Source organism: Mixta hanseatica, from assembly GCF_023517775.1.
Classification (GTDB): Bacteria; Pseudomonadota; Gammaproteobacteria; order Enterobacterales; family Enterobacteriaceae; genus Mixta; species Mixta hanseatica.
Genome location: NZ_CP082904.1, coordinates 3,114,120 through 3,133,587 on the forward strand (window position 1 = coordinate 3,114,120; position 19,468 = coordinate 3,133,587).

18 protein-coding genes are annotated in these 19,468 nt (G+C 55.6%); 7 read left to right on the plus strand and 11 right to left on the minus strand.

The window, feature by feature from the left end; translation table 11 throughout:
* Positions 1-140: 140 nt before the first annotated feature.
* The gene (acrD, locus tag K6958_RS14830) at positions 141-3,275 is read left to right on the plus strand and encodes a multidrug efflux RND transporter permease AcrD (protein WP_249891848.1); all 3,135 of its coding nucleotides are present in this window, start codon (positions 141-143) and stop codon (positions 3,273-3,275) included.
* Between the two features lie 126 nt (positions 3,276-3,401).
* Here the strand turns inward: acrD and ypfM are convergent, their stop codons facing one another.
* Positions 3,402-3,461, minus strand: coding sequence for a protein YpfM (gene ypfM / locus K6958_RS21270; RefSeq protein ID WP_173636259.1), 60 nt, complete (start codon positions 3,459-3,461; stop codon positions 3,402-3,404).
* 287 nt (positions 3,462-3,748) lie between these two features.
* On the opposite strand from ypfM, the gene K6958_RS14835 reads away from it, so the two are divergent.
* Genes K6958_RS14835 through K6958_RS14845 form a run of 3 tightly spaced genes read left to right on the plus strand, consistent with a single transcriptional unit; the run spans position 3,749 to position 5,475 of the window.
* Positions 3,749-4,132: an ArsC family reductase gene (locus K6958_RS14835; protein WP_249891849.1), complete on the plus strand. Its 384-nt coding sequence runs from the start codon at positions 3,749-3,751 to the stop codon at positions 4,130-4,132.
* Between the two features lies 1 nt (position 4,133).
* Positions 4,134-5,261: a succinyl-diaminopimelate desuccinylase gene (gene dapE, locus K6958_RS14840; RefSeq protein ID WP_249891850.1), complete on the plus strand. Its 1,128-nt coding sequence runs from the start codon at positions 4,134-4,136 to the stop codon at positions 5,259-5,261.
* 22 nt (positions 5,262-5,283) lie between these two features.
* Positions 5,284-5,475, plus strand: a complete 192-nt coding sequence (locus K6958_RS14845) for a YpfN family protein (RefSeq protein WP_249891851.1) — start codon at positions 5,284-5,286, stop codon at positions 5,473-5,475.
* A gap of 45 nt (positions 5,476-5,520) precedes the next feature.
* Here K6958_RS14845 and ypfH read toward each other — a convergent pair whose 3' ends face one another.
* The 6 genes from ypfH to dapA form a co-directional block, all read right to left on the minus strand.
* Positions 5,521-6,216 (minus strand): esterase, encoded by a 696-nt coding sequence (ypfH, locus tag K6958_RS14850; protein ID WP_249891852.1) that lies wholly within the window; start codon positions 6,214-6,216, stop codon positions 5,521-5,523.
* A 44-nt stretch (positions 6,217-6,260) separates the two neighbouring features.
* On the minus strand, positions 6,261-8,267 hold the full coding sequence (locus K6958_RS14855; RefSeq protein WP_434085219.1) for a tRNA(Met) cytidine acetyltransferase TmcA: 2,007 nt from the start codon (positions 8,265-8,267) through the stop codon (positions 6,261-6,263).
* Complete coding sequence (ypfJ, locus tag K6958_RS14860; RefSeq protein WP_249891854.1) at positions 8,264-9,124, minus strand: KPN_02809 family neutral zinc metallopeptidase; 861 nt, start codon at positions 9,122-9,124, stop codon at positions 8,264-8,266. The genes K6958_RS14855 and ypfJ overlap by 4 nt, the downstream gene beginning before the upstream one ends.
* A gap of 165 nt (positions 9,125-9,289) precedes the next feature.
* Complete coding sequence (gene purC / locus K6958_RS14865) at positions 9,290-10,003, minus strand: phosphoribosylaminoimidazolesuccinocarboxamide synthase (protein WP_249891855.1); 714 nt, start codon at positions 10,001-10,003, stop codon at positions 9,290-9,292.
* Between the two features lie 125 nt (positions 10,004-10,128).
* Positions 10,129-11,163, minus strand: a complete 1,035-nt coding sequence (bamC, locus tag K6958_RS14870) for an outer membrane protein assembly factor BamC (RefSeq protein WP_249891856.1) — start codon at positions 11,161-11,163, stop codon at positions 10,129-10,131.
* A gap of 14 nt (positions 11,164-11,177) precedes the next feature.
* Positions 11,178-12,056, minus strand: a complete 879-nt coding sequence (dapA, locus tag K6958_RS14875) for a 4-hydroxy-tetrahydrodipicolinate synthase (protein ID WP_249891857.1) — start codon at positions 12,054-12,056, stop codon at positions 11,178-11,180.
* Between the two features lie 157 nt (positions 12,057-12,213).
* Here dapA and K6958_RS14880 point away from each other — a divergent pair, with 157 nt between their 5' ends.
* Together K6958_RS14880 and bcp are read left to right on the plus strand one after the other, a co-directional pair.
* Positions 12,214-12,807: a glycine cleavage system transcriptional repressor gene (locus tag K6958_RS14880; protein ID WP_249891858.1), complete on the plus strand. Its 594-nt coding sequence runs from the start codon at positions 12,214-12,216 to the stop codon at positions 12,805-12,807.
* Complete coding sequence (gene bcp, locus K6958_RS14885) at positions 12,785-13,252, plus strand: thioredoxin-dependent thiol peroxidase (RefSeq protein ID WP_249891859.1); 468 nt, start codon at positions 12,785-12,787, stop codon at positions 13,250-13,252. The genes K6958_RS14880 and bcp overlap by 23 nt, the downstream gene beginning before the upstream one ends.
* 35 nt (positions 13,253-13,287) lie before the next feature.
* Here the strand turns inward: bcp and K6958_RS14890 are convergent, their stop codons facing one another.
* The 4 genes from K6958_RS14890 to K6958_RS14905 all read right to left on the minus strand — a co-directional run bounded on the left by K6958_RS14890 (position 13,288) and on the right by K6958_RS14905 (position 17,791).
* Positions 13,288-14,355, minus strand: a complete 1,068-nt coding sequence (locus tag K6958_RS14890) for an AI-2E family transporter (protein ID WP_249891860.1) — start codon at positions 14,353-14,355, stop codon at positions 13,288-13,290.
* Positions 14,356-14,539: 184 nt separating this feature from the next.
* Positions 14,540-16,141 (minus strand): sensor domain-containing diguanylate cyclase, encoded by a 1,602-nt coding sequence (locus tag K6958_RS14895; RefSeq protein ID WP_249891861.1) that lies wholly within the window; start codon positions 16,139-16,141, stop codon positions 14,540-14,542.
* A gap of 284 nt (positions 16,142-16,425) precedes the next feature.
* Complete coding sequence (locus K6958_RS14900; RefSeq protein ID WP_249891862.1) at positions 16,426-17,034, minus strand: DsrE family protein; 609 nt, start codon at positions 17,032-17,034, stop codon at positions 16,426-16,428.
* A gap of 478 nt (positions 17,035-17,512) precedes the next feature.
* On the minus strand, positions 17,513-17,791 hold the full coding sequence (locus K6958_RS14905; protein ID WP_249891863.1) for a hypothetical protein: 279 nt from the start codon (positions 17,789-17,791) through the stop codon (positions 17,513-17,515).
* Positions 17,792-18,001: 210 nt separating this feature from the next.
* Here K6958_RS14905 and bepA point away from each other — a divergent pair, with 210 nt between their 5' ends.
* On the plus strand, positions 18,002-19,468 hold the full coding sequence (gene bepA / locus K6958_RS14910) for a beta-barrel assembly-enhancing protease (protein WP_249891864.1): 1,467 nt from the start codon (positions 18,002-18,004) through the stop codon (positions 19,466-19,468).

The following is a 19,468-nucleotide window of genomic DNA, read 5'->3' on the forward strand; positions in this document are numbered from 1 at the left end:
GGCGGACGCGTAAAGTGATTTGGCATGCGATCGCACTGAATCGATAAACACCGCGTACCCTGTAATGGTTGCTGGTTGCGGCGCCAACGCGACCGGCCGCTTTTCCTGTTGATCACCCCGTATTGAGGAGTGCCGCTTCAATGGCGAATTTTTTCATTGACCGCCCAATCTTTGCCTGGGTGTTGGCGATAATGATCTGTCTGACCGGCGCGCTGGCGATAAAATCATTGCCGGTAGAGCAATATCCTGACCTTGCGCCGCCCAACGTACGTATTACCGCTAACTATCCCGGCGCGTCAGCGGCAACGCTGGAAAATACGGTAACGCAGATTATCGAACAGAGCATGACCGGCATCGATAACCTGATGTATATGTCATCGCAAAGCAGTAACACCGGCCAGGCGACGATCACCCTGACGTTTTCCGCCGGCACCAATCCTGATGAAGCGCGCCAGCAGGTACAAAACCAGCTGCAATCAGCACTGCGTAAGCTGCCGCAGGCGGTTCAGCAACAGGGCGTGACGGTCAATAAAACCGGTGAAAGCAATATTCTGATGTTGGCCTTTGTCTCTACCGATGGCAGCATGGATAAGCAGGATATTGCTGACTACGTGGCGAGTAATATCCAGGATCCGCTCAGCCGTATCAGCGGCGTGGGTCAGGTGGACGCCTACGGCACGCAGTACGCCATGCGTATCTGGCTTGATCCTAACAAGCTGATTAACTATGCGTTAACCACCAGCGACGTGGTAAGCGCCATCGAATCACAAAACAGCCAGGTTGCCGTGGGACAGGTTGGCGGCACGCCGTCGGTGGATAACCAGGCGCTAAACGCCACGGTGAATTCTCAGTCTCTGCTGCAAACGCCAGAGCAATTTAAGGCGATTACGCTGCGTACCAACCGCGACGGCTCCGTGGTCACGCTGGGCGATGTCGCCGAAGTGGCGCTGGGCGCGGAAAAATATGATTACCTCAGCCGCTATAACGGCATGGCCGCGTCAGGGCTGGGCGTTAAGCTGGCCTCCGGCGCCAATGAGCTGGAAACCGATCGGCTGGTGCGGGCGCGTATTGCCGAGCTTGCCCCGTATTTCCCTCATGGGCTGGAGGCGAAAGTCGCCTATGAGACCACGCCGTTTGTTACCGCATCGATCCGTGACGTGGTGAAAACCCTGCTGGAGGCGGTGCTGCTGGTATTTTTAGTGATGTATCTGTTTATGCAGAACTTCCGCGCCACGCTGATCCCTACCATTGCGGTGCCGGTGGTTTTGCTGGGCACCTTCTCCGTGCTGTATGCCTGCGGGTTTAGTATTAATACGCTGACCATGTTCGCCATGGTGCTGGCGATCGGGCTGCTGGTGGATGATGCGATAGTGGTAGTGGAGAACGTCGAACGCCTGATGCAGGAAGAAGGCCTGTCGCCACGCGACGCCACGCGCAAATCGATGGGGCAGATTCAGGGCGCGCTGGTGGGGATTACGCTGGTGCTCTCCGCCGTATTTGTGCCGATGGCCTTTTTCGGCGGCACCGTTGGCGCCATCTATCGACAGTTTTCCATTACCGTCGTCTCGGCGATGGTGCTGTCGGTACTGGTGGCGATGATTCTAACGCCCGCGCTTTGCGCCTCGCTGCTGAAGCCGGTCGCGCCGGGACATCATCAGCGTCGCGGCTTTTTCGATTGGTTTAACCGCATGTTTGCGCGCAATACCGAGCGCTATGAACGGCGCGTCGCCAGGCTGCTACGTCAGGCGGGCCGCTGGCTGTTGCTCTATCTGGCGATTATTGCCGTGATGGCCCTGATCTTTTTGCATCTGCCCACCTCGTTTCTGCCGCTGGAAGATCGCGGAATTTTTACTACCCAGGTACAACTGCCGCCCGGCTCAACTCAGCAGCAAACGCTCAAGGTGGTGGAAAAAGTTGAGCGCTACTATCTGACTCATGAGAAAGAAAATATCGAATCGGTATTCGCCACCGTCGGCTCGGGGCCGGGCGGCAACGGACAAAACGTGGCGCGCCTGTTTGTGCGCCTGAAAAACTGGGAAGGGCGATCCGATGCCGATCGCACCTCTTTCGCCATTATCGAAAGGGCTACCAAAGCGTTCCGGAAAATTAATGAGGCGCGGGTGATCGCCAGCAGCCCGCCGGCGATTACCGGCATGGGCAATGCCGCCGGCTTTGATATGGAACTACAGGATCACGCCGGGATTGGTCACACGAAACTGATGGAGATGCGCGACCAGCTGCTGGCGAAGGCAGGCAGCGATCCGCGTCTGGCGCGCGTGCGCCATAACGGTCTCGACGACAGCCCACAGCTGCGTATCGATATCGATCAGCGCAAAGCGCAGGCGTTGGGCGTCTCTATTGATGATATCAACAGCACGCTGACGACCGGCTGGGGATCCACCTATGTTAATGACTTCCTCGATCGCGGGCGGGTGAAAAAAGTCTATGTGCAGGCGGCGGCGAAATACCGCATGCTGCCGGATGATATTAATAAGTGGTACGTGCGCAATAGCCAGGGCGGCATGGTGCCGTTTAGCGCTTTCGCCAAAACCGCCTGGGAAACCGGTTCGCCGCGTCTGGAGCGTTATAATGGTTATTCCTCGCTGGAGATTGTCGGCGAAGCGGCGCCCGGCGTCAGCACCGGCAGCGCGATGGATGCAATGGAGGAGCTGGTAAGCCAGCTGCCGCTCGGCGTCGGCCTGCAGTGGACCGGGGCCTCCCTGCAGGAGCGGCTCTCCGGCTCGCAGGCGCCTGCCCTGTATGCCATTTCGCTGCTGGTGGTGTTCCTGTGCCTGGCGGCCCTGTATGAGAGCTGGTCGATACCTTTTGCCGTGATGCTGGTGGTACCGCTTGGCGTGGTGGGCGCATTAGTCGCCACTTGGGCGCGCGGGCTGGAAAACGATGTTTATTTCCAGGTAGGGCTGCTGACGGTTATCGGCCTGTCGGCTAAAAATGCCATTTTAATCGTAGAGTTTGCCAATGATATTAACAGCCATGGCCGCGATCTGATCGCCTCCACGCTGGAAGCGTGCCATCAGCGTCTGCGTCCGATTCTGATGACCTCGCTGGCATTTGTCTTTGGCGTGTTGCCGATGGCCATCAGCCACGGCGCAGGCTCCGGCAGCCAGCATGCGGTAGGAACCGGCGTAATGGGCGGCATGATTTCCGCTACGCTGTTGGCGATATTTTTCGTTCCGTTATTTTTTGTCCTCATCAGGCGGCGTTTTCCGTTACAAGCCAAACCCAATGCCGCCGAGAAACGTAAGCAGGACTAATATCAATGCAGGAAATATGCATAAATAATAAAGGCAGCCGGTTAACCGGCTGCCTTATTTCATAGATGGACTGTCAGAGGCAAAGACGACTGCTGTGTGCGTCAAGCTTCTCTTTATCAGGCATTATTACTTGCGTAACATAGCGTCAATAAAGTCTTTCCAGTTCCCCAGTTCAACATCAATCATAGTGACCTCTCTTATTATTAGGCGCTATTTTACGCTCGATTTTCCAGCAAGGGAATTGCTGTTTTCAATATTACTATCGGAATATATCCTAAAAACTTTACTACTTTTTCAAAGTGAGAGCTGGATCACACTTCAACAAAATTGATTACTTCCGCAAGTGATTAATAAAATGATTGCTGTGGCTTGAACGCTTTTATCAAGCTGCGCGCAGCAAGCCGAACATGGACCCAACGCGTTAATTAATGCATTATTCTTTAACGATATTTTCAGAAAAATGGAATAGCAAGATGATGGAAAAGCAGTCGCCTGCCCTCTTTACGCTTTTTGGCATCAAAAATTGCGACACGATGAAAAAAGCGCGTCGCTTTCTCGATAATCAGCAAATTAACTATCACTATCACGACTATCGGGTGAATGGATTAAGCGACGAAACCGTACAGTGCTTTATCGATACGCTCGGCTGGACGCCGCTGATCAATATGCGCGGCACGACCTGGCGCAAACTCGCCGCCGAAGAAAAAGCGCAGATTGATAACCCGCAGGCAGCAAAAACGCTGATGCTGGCCCAGCCAGCGGTGATCAAACGACCGTTGCTCGTTGCGGCAGACGGATCTATGCTGCTGGGTTTTAATGAAAACGACTACCAGCAGTTTATTCAGGAGAAGTCATAATATGTTTTGTCCGGTTATTGAGCTGGCGCAGCAGCTGATTCGTCGCCCTTCTCTCAGCCCCGATGATGCCGGATGTCAGGCGCTTATGATTGCGCGCCTGCAGGCGATTGGCTTCACCATCGAACCGATTAATATCGCCGATACGCAAAATTTCTGGGCCTGGCGCGGTCAGGGCGAAACGTTGGCCTTTGCCGGTCATACCGATGTGGTGCCGCCGGGCGATACCAGCCGCTGGATTAACCCGCCGTTTGAACCCACTATCCGTGATGGCATGCTGTTTGGCCGCGGCGCTGCCGATATGAAAGGCTCGCTGGCGGCAATGGTGGTGGCAGCCGAGCGTTTTGTCGCCACCAACCCCCACCATCGCGGGCGCCTGGCGTTTCTGATCACCTCCGATGAAGAGGCCAACGCCACGCACGGCACGGTAAAAGTGGTTGAACACCTGATGGCGCGTAACGAACGCCTGGATTACTGCCTGGTCGGCGAACCCTCCAGTACGGTTCAGGTAGGCGACGTGGTAAAAAACGGCCGTCGCGGCTCGATTACCGCTAACCTGACAATTCATGGCGTGCAGGGACATGTCGCCTATCCCCATCTGGCGGATAACCCGGTGCATCGCGCCCTGCCCGCGCTGAATGAGCTGGTCGCCACTGAATGGGATCGCGGCAATGAATTCTTCCCGCCCACCAGCATGCAAATTGCCAATATACAGGCCGGCACCGGCAGTAATAACGTGATCCCTGGCGAGCTGTTTGTGCAGTTTAATTTCCGCTTTAGCACCGAACTGACCGATGCGGACATTCGTCAGCGTGTAGCGGACCTGCTGGAGCGTCATCAGCTGCCCCATACTCTTGAATGGAAGCTCTCCGGTCAGCCTTTCCTTACCGCGCGCGGTCAGCTGGTGGATGCGGTAATCAATGCGGTTGAGCACTATACTGAAACCAGGCCTGAGTTGCAGACGACCGGCGGCACGTCCGATGGTCGTTTTATTGCCCGCATGGGCGCTCAGGTAGTTGAGCTGGGGCCGGTTAACGCCACCATTCATAAAATCAATGAGTGCGTGAAGGCATCCGATCTGCAACTGCTGAGCCGTATGTATCAACGCATCATGGAACAGCTGATCGCATAAGCGTTCTACAGGAGGAGCTATCATGGAATGGGTAAAAGATTACTGGTGGATCATTGTGATCCTGTTGCTGGTAGGCGTTATGGTCAACGTTTATAAAGACCTGAAGCGCATCGACCATAAAAAATTTATGGCGAATAAGCCCGATCTGCCGCCACATCGTGATTTTAACGATAAGTGGGACGATGAAGACGACTGGCCGAAGAAAAAGAAATAGTCCCTGCAGGGCAGCAGCGAATGCTGCCCTTCCTCCCTCAGCGCATTAAACGAAAGTAATCACATCATCGCCTGGCTTGCCGCCGCTGAGCGCTTCTTCAAAATAGCGCCGCGGCACGGTATAGCGCAGATGATCCAGCGCCAGATTCATACTGCGTTGATCAATGGCGTGCGGTAAATCTTCGACAATATCCAACGTGACATCGCCGCCCAACGCCGACAGCCGCGCCGCCGCCTGCTGCGCCAGCGCGGTCTGATAAACTTCATCCTCATCGCCATGGATCAAATGAATGGTGGTTTTCGCCGTCGCCTGTTCCGGCAAAGTGGCGTAACGCCCGCTGAAAGCGACAATCCGCCCCGCCAGCATCGGCTGCGCCTTGCTGCCTTCCAGTACCATTACGCTACCCTGCGAAAAACCGATTAGCGCTGTCGCTTCAGGCTGTACGCCGCTAAGCTGCTGCCACTCGCTTACCGACTGCAAAAACTGCGGCATCGCTTCATCAACCCGCTGCTGCAGACTGGCATCGTTCAACGTGGCCTCGCTGAACCACTGGCGGCCCGGCGCAGGCCCGCTTGCCTCAGGCCCGCCGACGCTGACCACCAGCGCATGCGGAAAAACCTCTGCAAACCAACTGCCAATTTGTCCCATTGAGACCGGATTATCGCCGGCGGCGTGATACAGCAGAAACAGCTGCTGCGGCGGTACAGTCGGGCTTTGTACGACAAAATGGTTAAGTTTCATAATTTCCCCCTCCTGTTAACTATAAGACCTGTGCAGCTGTCGTGTTAATTTCCGTCGATAAGTTTGCGCGCTATCGCGTCGCGCAAGCGGTCGCAGCGTGTGGCATCCAGCAGGCGCATCAGCTGCTGCGCCTCTTCACGCCAGTGGCTCAGCAGCGCCTTGCGGCCGGAAAGACCCAGCGCCGCAGCCAGCGAAGCCGGCGGCTGGCGCTGCATAATCATCCGATAAAGTGCCAGCTCTTCTCCTTGCGCCGTAACCAGCAGCAGACGTCCCAGCGCCGGCAGACTGACCTCGAAAGAACGATGGGCAAAAGCAAAACCGCCCAACGTCAGCCAGTCAGCCTCATCCAGCGCCTGCTGGCTGACGATCGTCAGCGGGATCGGCTGATCGATTAACGGCTGTAGCCAGTAAAGATCGCGCGCCAGCTGCTGCTCCGCCTGCTGGCTCAATTGTTTACCGGCCTCGCTTAACGGGTAGATAGCCATTGCGCTGTAGCAGCCGCTGCTCGCCTCGCGCTGCGTGGCGATACGCGCCAGGGTAAAGCCGCAGCGCTGCCAGAAACGCCACAGCTCCTCGGTAAAACCAAAGCTTACCGAAAGATAGTCCAGCCCCTGAGCCTGCTCGCGTGCAGCGTCAATCATCCGACGGCCTACCTGCTGACGACGCAGGCCTGGCGCGACGGCGATGCGGCTGATGCGCTGTGAGCGCAGCTGCGCCGCCTGTGGAAAGCCGGCATGCGCGGCCAGCGACTGCGCGACCAGATTGCCGCGCGGGCGCCGCAGCCCGGCCCATACCTGCCAGGCCAACGCGGCGGTAAGGCCGCCTTCCGCCACCAGCCACGCCGCGCCGCTGACTTCCCCACAAGCGCTTTCCGCAGCGATAAACTGCTGACCCGGCGCATCCATCAGGCGGCGTAAATCGAGCGGCGTGGTGCGATAGTGCGCGCTGGTTAACAGTTGATAAAGCGCCAGCAGACGCGGCCCGTTATCACGCCCACAGGCGCTAATCGTTAGCGCCTGTGGGCTGGCGCGGTTAGCGACGCCGGTTGCTTCATCCAACATCAGCGCAGCATGGATGCGGCTTTCCAGCGGATCGCCCTGACGCCAGCGTAGCGGCTCCTCCAGCTGGTAAAAATGCGCCTGTGGCAGCGCGGCGCAGAATTTCAACAAAAAGCCGCGTCCGGTGCCTTCATAGCCCTGGACGGTGGTGGTTAATAAAACGCGCGGAAAACGGGTGATGAGACGCTGCAGCAGCGGCGCCGGAATCGCCGCCGCCTCATCGATAATCAGCCAGTCCGCCTCCGGCGGCGCAGCGCTGGCCAGCAGCGCATCGGGCGCGATAAAGACAAAGCGTTCACCCGCGAAACGGGCCAGCACGGCAGTGGAAACTTTCGCCGGCGCGGTCACCAGACAGCGTCCCGGCCAATGCTGCATCAACATACCGGCCAGCGCCGACTTTCCGCGCCCGCGGGCGGCGGTCAGCACATAGATGCCCGGCTGCGCCTGTAAAAAATGGTGCAGCAGGCGCCGCTGCTGCTGCGCGCCGACGGGCCGCCAGTCCGGTAACGTTAAAGGCGTTGGCTGACGGCACGGCTGATGCTGCCGATGCAGTAATAGCTGCCGATCGGCGCAAAGCTGGCGCTGTAAATGAGCAACAAAATGGGGAGTGGCGATCGGCGCGTCGCTTTCGCTCCAGCGCAGCGAATCGCTGTCAGGATGCTGCGGCCAGGCATCCCAGGGCGGCGTCAGCAATAGCAGCCAGCTGCCGGCGCTAAGGGTGCCGGCCAGCGCGGCAAACGCCTCACTGTGGAACCCCTGGCGGGCATCAAAGATGGCATGACGGAACTCCTGCCCTAACAGATTGCGCAGCGCTGAAGGTGCAACGCTGTTGGGCAGCTGCGGGTCCTCACTCAGGCAAAGCCAGTCACCCGTTAGCGCCGCTCGCCATTGCTGCGCCTGTTGATAACACCAGTCAGGCTCGCCGGCGAGCACCGCCAGCCGCCGGATGCCGGTGCGCTGCATCTCAGCGGTAACGGATGAAAGCATCTTTATTTAGCAGCGGCGAAGGTATCGCAGCGGCCCGGATCGCCGGAATCAAAGCCTTGTTTAAACCAGCTGTAGCGCTGCTCTGAGGTGCCGTGAGTAAAGCTGTCGGGGGTGACGCGCCCCTGACTCTGTTGCTGTAGCCGATCGTCGCCGATCGCTTCGGCCGCGTTTAACGCCTCCTGGAGATCGCCCGGCTCCAGAATCTGCTGTTGCTGCATATAATGGCCCCAGACGCCGGCAAAGCAATCTGCCTGTAGCTCCAGTTTCACCGACAGTTGATTCACCTGGCTTTGCGACGCGCCCTGCTGCATCTGGCGTACCTTCGGTTCGATGCCCAGCAGCTTCTGTACATGATGTCCAACCTCATGCGCGATAACGTAGCCCTGCGCAAAGTCGCCGTCGGCGCCCAGCTTGTTTTTCAGCTCATCATAAAAAGAGAGGTCGATATAAACGGTGGCGTCGGCCGGGCAATAGAACGGGCCCATCACCGATTGCCCGGTGCCGCAGCCGGTACGCGTCGCGTTACGGTACATCACCAGATGCGGCGGCTGATACTGTTTACCCATCTGGGTAAAGAGTTTTTGCCAGGTATCTTCGGTGGTGGCGAGGATCACCGAGGTAAACTTCGCCGCCTCATCATCCTGCGGGCTGATGCGCTGCGAATGGCTCTGCTGCGTGACTGAGCCGCCGCCGGTTAACAGTGGCGTCAAATCATAGCCGTAATAACCGGCAATCATCACTACCACCAGCAGAATAATGCCGCCTTTACCGCGCGGAATACGCATGCGTCCGGCGCCCACGGTGGGAGACTGGTTCCGACGATCTTCTACATTATCGCTTTCGCGACGCCCTTGCCAACGCATGACTTTCCCCTGTTATTTTTTCTGGCGAATACGGCAAATTCTAGTCGCGGCAACGCTGAATAACCAGCCCCGGTGCGTGGAATGGCAGGGTAAAGGAAAAACAGAGGGGAGCAACGGCAAGGAGATGGGTCGGCGCCCTGTATGCACCGACCACAGGCAGGCAGGTTAGTCGAGCTTAACGCCCAGACGATGCGCCACTTCTTCATAAGCTTCGATCACGCCGCCCAGGCTCTGACGGAAGCGATCTTTATCCATTTTATCCATGGTCTGCTTGTCCCACAGGCGAGCGCCGTCCGGTGAGAACTCATCGCCCAGCGTCACTTCGCCTTTGTAGAGACCAAACTCCAGCTTGAAGTCCACCAGGATCAGACCGGCGTCGTCAAACAGTTTGCTAAGCACCTCGTTGGCCTTGTAGGTCAGCTCGCGCATACGCGCCAGATTCTCTTTATTTACCCAGCCAAAGGTCTCGCAGTAGGATTCATTAACCATCGGATCGTGTTTGGCGTCATCTTTCAAAAAGAGATCGAACAGCGGGGGATTCAGGATGATGCCCTCTTCCACACCCAAACGTTTTACCAGCGATCCTGCCGCACGGTTACGGATCACGCATTCAACCGGAACCATCTCCAGTTTTTTGACCAGCGCTTCGTTATCAGAGAGCAGCGCTTCCATCTGGGTAGGAATACCGGCTTCTTCCAGCTTACGCATGATGAAATAGTTAAACTTGTTGTTTACCATTCCTTTGCGATCAAACTGCTCAATACGCGCACCGTCTCCTGCTGACGTATCATTGCGGAATTCGAGTACCAACAGATCCGGGTTTTCGGTGCTGTAAACGGTTTTCGCTTTGCCGCGATACAACTCAGCTAGCTTTTGCATCTTGATAAACTCCAAACTGGGTAAATAGTGAATGGCCATAACCGTACGACGCAATCGTTTACGTCGCCGCGCGCCATTATGCCAAAATTCAATAAAAAAGGCCGGAATTTTCCGGCCTTTTTTTGTTACTGGCTAAGGGCTGCCTGGAAGACCGCCACCAACGCGTCGTTTTGCGACTGCGTGAGTACGTGGCCTTTCGGATCGATAAACTGCAGGCTGCTGCGGTTATCTAAATCGCCGACCTGCAGCTTATAGTCGCCATTCGGCAGCTGCGGATCTTTGGCACCAATTTCCTCCCAGGTGCTGTCGCCCGGAGCTTTATAGGTCACCGCCATGCTGCCTTGCGAACGGTTGCTGTCGGTCACGTCCATGCCGATACGCTTCAGCGCCGCCGGCAGACGCTGCCAGGTGACGTTGAACGGCGCGCGCAGAATCAGATTCGGCAGGCCGGTTTCATCCGCCCCGCTCTGCACATCAATCTGCGCGGCGCTGCGATTGGCGGCGGCATCCTGCGCGGCGGTTTCCATTTTATCCAGGCCAGTACTAATATCGTTCAGCATCTGTGCGGTATAACGCTGGATCTGCGTCGGCGAGGTGACATCGTTGCCCGCCTGCTGCAGCTGCAGTAGTTTTACCGTCAACGCCTGCTGATAACCCTGCTGCTGCACGCTGATCTGATAGCGGCCGCGGTACTGGTTATCTTCATCCGCACGGTTCCACTCAACCCAGTCGGTGGTCAACTGCTGGCTGGCATCCTGACGCGCGGCGATAGGGAAATGGTAAGACTGCACCACATTAACCACCTGCGACCAGATCGATCCGCTGCGGCTGTTTTCCATCATCAACACACCGGTATTGCCGCTAAACTGCGCGCGCGCGCCGTTCATCAGCGCCAGCGGCTGAGCCGGCGGACGAATATCCAGCTGTTTGCCCGTCGCGCCGTTAGCGTTGGCGCGCGGCACATCGTAATCTCCGTTTTGCAGCGGCAGAACCATCCCTGCCGGCGCGCGTAAATCCTGCAGCTCAGCCGCCTGCAGGTAAGATTCATCTCCGCTGACCTGGCGCTTATAGCGCTGATCGTTGGAACAACCTGCCAGCAGCATCGCCGTGGATAGCCCAACGATAGTCGCTATCGTGGACTTTTTTACTGAATAAGCCATTAACTCTCCCTAAATTACAGCAGACCCGCATTTTTCAGCGCCTGCTCCACAACCGGACACGCCGCCGCGGATAGCGGAACCATTGGCAGGCGCAGGGTATCGGTCGCGATTAATCCCAGTTTTTTCGCGGCCCATTTCACCGGAACAGGATTAGATTCAACAAACAATTTCTGATGCAGATGCATCAGGCGCTGGTTTAGATGACGCGCCTCGGCGAAGTTGCCCTCGCGCGCCAGCCGACACAGTTGCGTCATTTCACGTGCGGCGATGTTCGCCGTAACGGAAATCACACCGTGACCGCCCAGCTGCATAAAGTCCAGTGCGGTAGCGTCATCGCCGCTGACCAGCACGAACTCATCATCAACCAGCTCTTGGATCTGGCTGACGCGGGATAAGTTCCCGGTCGCCTCTTTGATCCCGATAATATTTTTGATTTTCGCCAGGCGCGCCACCGTTTCGGGCAGCATATCGCAGCCGGTACGCGACGGTACGTTATACAGCATTTGCGGCAGATCGGTACTTTCCGCAATGGTTTTAAAGTGCTGGTACAACCCTTCCTGCGTCGGACGGTTGTAATAAGGCGTTACGGTAAGGCAGCCGATAACGCCGGTGTTTTCGAAGCGTTTGGTCAGAGAGATGCCTTCTGCGGTAGCGTTGGCGCCGGTTCCGGCAATTACCGGAATGCGGCCGTCGGCCATATCAAGCGTCATCATGACCACATCGCCGTGCTCATCATGGCTCAGCGTTGCGGATTCGCCGGTGGTTCCCACAGAAACGATGGCGGATGTGCCGCTCTCGACATGATAATCAATCAGTTTTTTCAGGCTCGTACGGCAGACATTACCTTTGTCATCCATTGGCGTAACGAGCGCAACAATACTTCCCGTGAACATTGGCCATCCCCTCGACAAACAAGTACTTCATGGTACGTTTGACCGGCGGGGAAAAGCAAGCGACCAGAGGCCGGGAGCGCTTGGCAGAGGGTATTTTTTATGTTTACCTACGGGTTATTACTAATACTTATCAGCTTATCCCACAGGAAGCGTTATTTTGCCGCAGACACCGCAACACTTTTTGGTCATAACGGCGTTGGGCGTCGATCGTCCAGGCATCGTCAATGCCATTACCCGTCACGTCAGCAGCTGCGGCTGTAATATTGAAGATAGCCGTTTGGCCATGCTGGGCGAAGAGTTTACCTTTATCATGCTGCTTTCCGGCAGCTGGAATGCGATTACCTTAATTGAGTCCACCTTGCCGCTGAAGGGCGCTGAAATGGAGCTGCTGATCGTGATGAAGCGCACCAACGCCAGCCGTCGACCGCCCATGCCGGAAACCGTCTGGGTGCAGGTGGAAGTCAACGACTCGCCGCATATTATCGAACGCTTTACCGACCTGTTTGATTCGCATCAGATGAATATCGCAGAACTGGTGTCGCGCACTCAGCTAACGCAAGAACATCAGCCGCCTTTGCTCTATATTCAAATTACGGCCCACAGCCCGGCGCAGCGGGACGCGACATTAATCGAACAGGCGTTTCACGCCCTATGTACAGAACTTCATGCGCAAGGCACTATTAGCGTGGTGAATTATCCGCAGCATGACGAAAAAATGGAGATTAGTGATGAATCCACTGAAAGCCGGTGATATCGCACCGAAATTTAGTTTGCCCGATCAGGATGGCGAACAAGTAAATTTGACCGACTTCCAGGGACAGCGCGTTTTGGTCTATTTCTATCCCAAAGCGATGACGCCCGGTTGCACCGTTCAGGCGTGCGGCCTGCGTGACAATATGGATGAATTTAAAAAGGCGGGCGTGGAAGTGCTGGGTATCAGTACCGATAAGCCGGAAAAGCTGTCGCGTTTCGCCGAAAAAGAGCTGTTAAATTTTACGCTGCTCTCTGATGAAAATCATGAAGTCAGCCAGCAGTTTGGCGTCTGGGGAGAAAAAACCTTTATGGGCAAAACCTATGACGGCCTACACCGCATCAGCTTTTTAATTGATGCCAACGGCTACGTTGAAAAGGTTTTCGATGATTTCAAAACCAGCAATCACTACGATATCGTGATGGCGTATCTGAAATCAGCCTGAGCAAGCGCGTGGCGTCAACGACGCCACCACTCTCCTTACTGAAACTCGCCCCCGGTAGTATCTTCAGGCCAGGCATGCGCTACCGCTTTGATTAGCGTCGCCAGCGGGATAGCGAAAAATACGCCCCAAAAGCCCCACAGTCCGCCGAAAATCACCACCGCCAGGATAATCACCAACGGATGCAGGTTCACCGCCTCGGAGAACAGCACCGGCACCAGCACGTTGCCATCCAGCGCCTGGATAACCAGATAGACAATCATCATCGTCCAGAAATCGCTGCCTAATCCCCATTGAAACAGCCCAACGCAGATGACCGGCAGCGTCACCGCCAGCGCGCCGATATAAGGGATCAGCACCGACAGGCCGACCAGCACCGACAGCAACAGCGCGTAATTCATGCCCAGCACCAGAAAAGCGATCCAGGTCGCAACGCCGACCACCACCATTTCCAGCACCTTGCCGCGAATATAATTAGTGATCTGCTGATTCATCTCGCTCCAGACCTGCCCTGCCAGGCCGCGGTTGCGCGGCAGCACGCGGCGCACCGCGTTAAGCATCTGCTGCTTATCCTTTAACAGGAAAAAGAGCATTAGCGGCACCAGCACCAGATAGATCGCCAGCGTCATCAACCCCACCAGCGAGGCCAGCGAATATTTCAACACCGATTCCCCTACCCCCGACAGGCGGCTGCGCAGATTCTCGATCGCGATATCAACGATACCGGCATCGGCCAGCGCCGGAAAACGCGCCGGCAGCCCGGCGGAAAAGGTGTAGAGCTTATTCAGCATGTTCGGCATATCACGCATTAAATGGATACCCTGCTGCCACGCCACCGGCGCGACTACCAGTACAAAAAGCAGCAGAATGCCGACAAAGAACGCCAACACAATGGTGGTGGCCCAACTACGGGAGCAGCCTAAGCGCTCCAGACGCACCGTAGGCCACTCCAGCAGGTAAGCCATGACCAACGCCACCAGCAGCGGCGCCAGCAAATCGCTGAAAAAAAACAGGATAAAAAAAGCTGCCAGCAAGATTACCAGCAGGGCAATCGCCTCCGGGTCGCTAAAGCGACGGCGATACCATTGAATCAGAAGTGCCAGCATGGCCTATCCTTCCCTGTGTCAACAAGGCTGACGATTGTACTGAAATGCGCGGCAGAAGACAGAACTATACCCGAAATAATCCGCGTTGCAGTCAGGCGGCGACACAGCCAATCCCCGGGCGCTGGCCTCAGTCAGTGACCAGGTTGAGTGAGGCAAGCCAACGGGTAACGAGCAATAAAGCCGGTTAACGATCGCAGATCGGCTCCCGAGCCTCCTCCTGGAGGGCGGCGGCAAGCACGCAGTTTCTTCCGGCGCGTTTAGCGCTATAAAGCGCCTCATCGGCGCGACGAAAACAGTGCGCGATCGCTTCGCGCTCCGCTAACCAACAGCTGACGCCAATCGATAGGGTCACCTCGCCAACCGGCTCGATAGTCTGACGCTGCGTCGCCTGACGCACCCGCTCCGCCATCATCATCGCTGTATCATGATCCGCGCCGGGCAGGATGATTAAAAATTCCTCGCCGCCGCTACGGCAGGCGACGTCTGTTTGCCGCGCGCAGTTTTTCAGCTGCTGCGCCACTCGCTGAATCACCCGATCGCCGACGTCATGTCCCCAGGTATCATTGACCCGTTTAAAATGATCGATATCCAGCGCCAGCACGGCAAAAGGCTGGCGCGTGGTGGCGAGATAGTCCAGCACTGCCTGCAGGCCACGGCGGTTAAGCAGTTGCGTCAACGGATCGGTTTGTACTTCTGATTTCAGCTGACCAATTTTCATCTGCATCAATCCGATACCGGAAAGCAGCGCCCGCTTAATTTGTGATGATTCGAAATACCACGAGCGGATGCCGTTGATTTCTATAGCGGCATCCTGCGCATCCATCTGGCTGGCCTTACGCGCCAACTGCCACAGCGGCATGGCGATCAGGCGCGCCAGCAGCCAGGCCGCTGCCAGCGTTAGCAGCGCCAGCGGCAGTGAACGCTGTATCACCTGAAACAGCAGGTTGCTGAGCGGCGCCAGCGTAATGCGGGTTGGCTTCAGTACAAAAATGGTCCAGTCGGAGTCGGGCACGCGCGCGTAGCCCGCCAGCACCGGCACGCTCTGCTCATTGTTGATTTCCTGATAGCCGCTGCTGGCGTAAGAGGTCGCGCTCTGAGGCAACAGCGGCGCAATTTTTTTGCCAACCAGTTGACCGTTCTGGTGGTAAAGCACGCGGTTCTCCCGATCCAGCACGTAAAGCTGCGTGCCGTCACGGTAGAACTGGCTAAGCAGCAGCTCATTCAGAACACTTTTGCGCTTCAGGTAAATAGTGCCGCCAACGTAACCCAGATAGCTGCCGCTTGCAGACCAGACAGGACGGGAAACAAATACCAGCAGGTTATTCGCCGCCGAGATGCTGGGCTGTCCTATCAGCGCGGTCCGCCGCGATAGCGCCTCACGCGCGCTGTCGGTATGCAGCTGCACGCCCTTCAGCATCATCGACTCAGGTGAAATTGCCCGCACCCAGCCGCCGGCATCCACAATCACTACTGAGTTAAAGCTATTGGTTTGCTGCCGCAGGCGCTCGACTTCCGTCTGTAGCAGCGCATCATCATCGAAGCGAGCGCCAATCGCGCCAGCTGTCCAGGCCAGCTGCGACTGCGCCTGCTGAAAAAACTGTCCGGTGGTAGCCGCCAGCTTGGCGGCATAAACCCGGTTCGCCTCCAGCGTATTGGAAATCAATATTTCACGCTGAACGCGCCAGGCTGCGTACAAGGAATTAGCGAGGGCAATAACGATACTGGCTACCGCCAGCAGAGTAATAAGCGTCCGCAAATCCGTTTTCGGCCGTAACAGCCTCAACATGGATTTGTCTCCAATATCTTCATCATTTTTTATGCGCCTTGTGGTGCTTTTTTTTATCAATATAGGAAGTGCGATAAGTGCCCTGGTGAGATGCACGTCTCAATTGTACATGGATTGAGCAGGCAGAAAAACGCCTCAGGGCATTTTCTTAGGATTTTTCTTAGACAAGGAATGACCGATGGTGGGACAGGAATGAATAACGTCATGAGTAATAATGCAAAAAATGACACTGCCAGCGGCAGTGTCATTATTAATCAGGTGCTAAAAAGCGTATAAGCGGCTAATCAGAGCATTAACAGCGCATAGCCCTGATTTTGCAGCGTGGCAACGGTGGTGCCGCTGGAAATAGTGTGGGTCACCGATTTATCAATCCACTCGCGAGCGATATGATGGAAAGCAACCGACTGATCGCAAACGGTGACTTTTACGCCCGCCTTTTCCAGCTCGCTAATTAACTTCAGATTAGGATTATCGATCCCGTAAGCTTTATGGAATTCTTCATTATTCAGCCCGGCAACCACGGCATCGCCGTTCATGGATACCACAAAGTCGAGCTTATTCAATGGAATGCCGGCCGCATAGTAAAGATTCACCACGCGCGCGACACGCTCCAGGCCCAGATGCGGATCTTTAATATCGCCCTCGTTTTTATTAAGCTGAAAAACAATTTTATTGCTGAGGTTAGCATCGTTACGCGGATTATAAGCGGGCGTATCGACGTAATGAATTTTCCCATAGTTAGCGATAGCTGGCGTTGACCAGAAGCCTTCCGGCTCGCTTTTGCTGTTCGCGATATGGTTAGTGACTTTGTCATAGAGCTGTGGTGCCTGAAGCACATTACCGCCGACAAAACCGGCCAAAGCCGCCACGACGATATAAGTTACGGGACGCATAAAAAAGCACTCCTTTAAGAGAGGATGTTAGTCATAGAAAAACTGAACGTATTATATTGGCTGCAGAAACTTTTCCCGCTTTTCAGGCAAGTGGACGCTGTACAATGGAATAAGAAATATCTGATCCAACTGACACCCGCGATCGCTTACCGGGGGTTATTTGCCATACCATTTTATTGCTGAAACCTGTCGCTAAATAATGTCCCGCACCGCCTGTTCCAGGCAAAGAAGCCAACAAAAATCCGGTTACTGCACAACGCATTTTACTGCTCTCCGATGGATATTCAGCGGCGCCAGGAGGGAAACGGCATCTCTATTTCCTGGCGGCCTTTTTTATCTATATCACAGAGTGTTATTAGTGAAATACAGGTTACGCAGCGGCATTATCGCTGTGGTTTCTTTGCGCGAAGATAACGCCAGTAAACCATCGAAAATTTCTTTATTTTTCGTGGATTGCTCTCTTTTTAGCATCGGCGCTTTAAATTAAGAATAAACTTACCCGACAATAGCCAAGGCCAGAGCCAGTATAAAACAGCAGTAATAGTGAAATTAAAGGCAAGAAGGTTATATTCTTTATTAAAGCGTGGCGCTTAATCTCATCCATCGCCATAAAAAAAAGCCAAATTGGTATACCAGTTAAAAATTGATAGCCGCGCTTATTTTCCAGCCGCGTGAAAATATTTCTAACGATTGTAATAAAAAGGCTGTGCGCCCGATCAATAATTTTCAGAACATGCTTAATCAAAACCTGTGCCACTTTCAATTTCTCTGAATAAGTTTACACAACTTTGAACTTTCACCCTGCCCCGGCTGACGGTTTTTCCCTTATATCATAAGGCTTAAACAGCCATTTCATTATGCAGTTTACCTCGCTAAGATAGCGGCCTGAGCGCCGCTGTTGCGCTGGCGTCTGAACTATCAGGACCGGGATCGGTCGAAACGTTACTCTTTGCCCTGGGGAAGAAGTATGTTTAATCGCTTGAAGAAAAATGTGATCGCTTCACTCTGCATCACGCTGCTGGCTGGCAACGTGCTCTCTTCCCAGGCCGACGTTGCTGATACGCTTCCCGATATTGGTACGACCGCAGGCGGCACCTTATCGATTAATCAGGAACTGCAGATGGGCGATTTTTATGTGCGCCAGCTGCGCGCCAGCGCGCCATTGATCAACGATCCCCTGCTTAACCAGTACATTAATCAACTTGGGCTGCGTCTGGTTGCCCACGCGAATTCGGTACGTACTCCCTTTCATTTCTACCTGATCCGTAATGATGAGATAAACGCCTTCGCCTTTTTTGGCGGCAACGTAGTGCTGCACTCTGCCCTGTTCCGCGCCAGCGACGATGAAAGTCAGCTGGCGTCGGTGCTGGCCCATGAAATTTCGCACGTTACCCAACGTCATCTGGCGCGTGCTATGGAAGAGCAGCAGCGCAATGCTCCGCTCACTTGGGTTGGCGCGCTCGGCTCGATTCTGCTGGCAATGGCTAATCCACAGGCGGGCATGGCAGGTTTAGCCGGTACGCTGGCCGGTACCCGGCAGGGCGTTATTTCCTTTACGCAGAATAATGAACAGGAAGCAGATCGCATCGGCATTCAGGTTTTGCAGCGCGCCGGTTTTGATCCGCAGGCGATGCCCACCTTTTTACAGAAACTGGCGGACCAGTCGCGTTTCGCCTTTAAGCCGCCGGAAATTTTGCTGACCCACCCGCTGCCGGACAGTCGTCTGGCCGACGCCCGTAACCGAGCCAATCAAATGCGGCCAATGGTGGTGCACGCTTCGCAGGATTACTATATGGCGAAAGCGCGCGCGCTGGGCATGTATGCCACCGGACAGAACCAGCTGGGGGAAGATTTGCTTGATGAGTGGTCGAAGGGCAATGCGCGCCAGCAGCAGGCCGCGCAGTACGGCAGAGCGCTGCTGTTCCTTGAAGCGAAAAGCTTCGCCAATGCGAAAAAGATCATCGAACCGCTGCTGGCAAAAGATCCCACCAACGTCTGGTACCTGGATATCATGACCGATATCGATCTGGGGCTGAATCAGCCGCAAAGCGCGGTGAAACGCCTGACGGCGCAGAAGGCCAGCGGCAGCGACCCGGTGTTACAGCTCAATCTGGCCAATGCGTTGCTGGAAGCCAAACAGCCCGCTGCGGCCAGCCGTATCCTGAATCGCTATACCTGGGCGCATCCTGATGATACTAACGGTTGGGATCTGTTGGCGCAGGCCGCGGCGGCGCAAAACCGGCGTGATGAGGAGCTGTCGGCGCGCGCGGAAGGGCTGGCGCTGACCGGGCAGTTAGATCAGGCGATTACCACCCTGAGCAGCGCCAGCGCTCAGGTGGCGTTAGGCAGCCTGACGCAGGCGCGCTATGACGCACGCATCGATCAGCTTCGTCAGCTGCAGCTACGCTTCCGTCAATATCAGAAAGGACGGTAA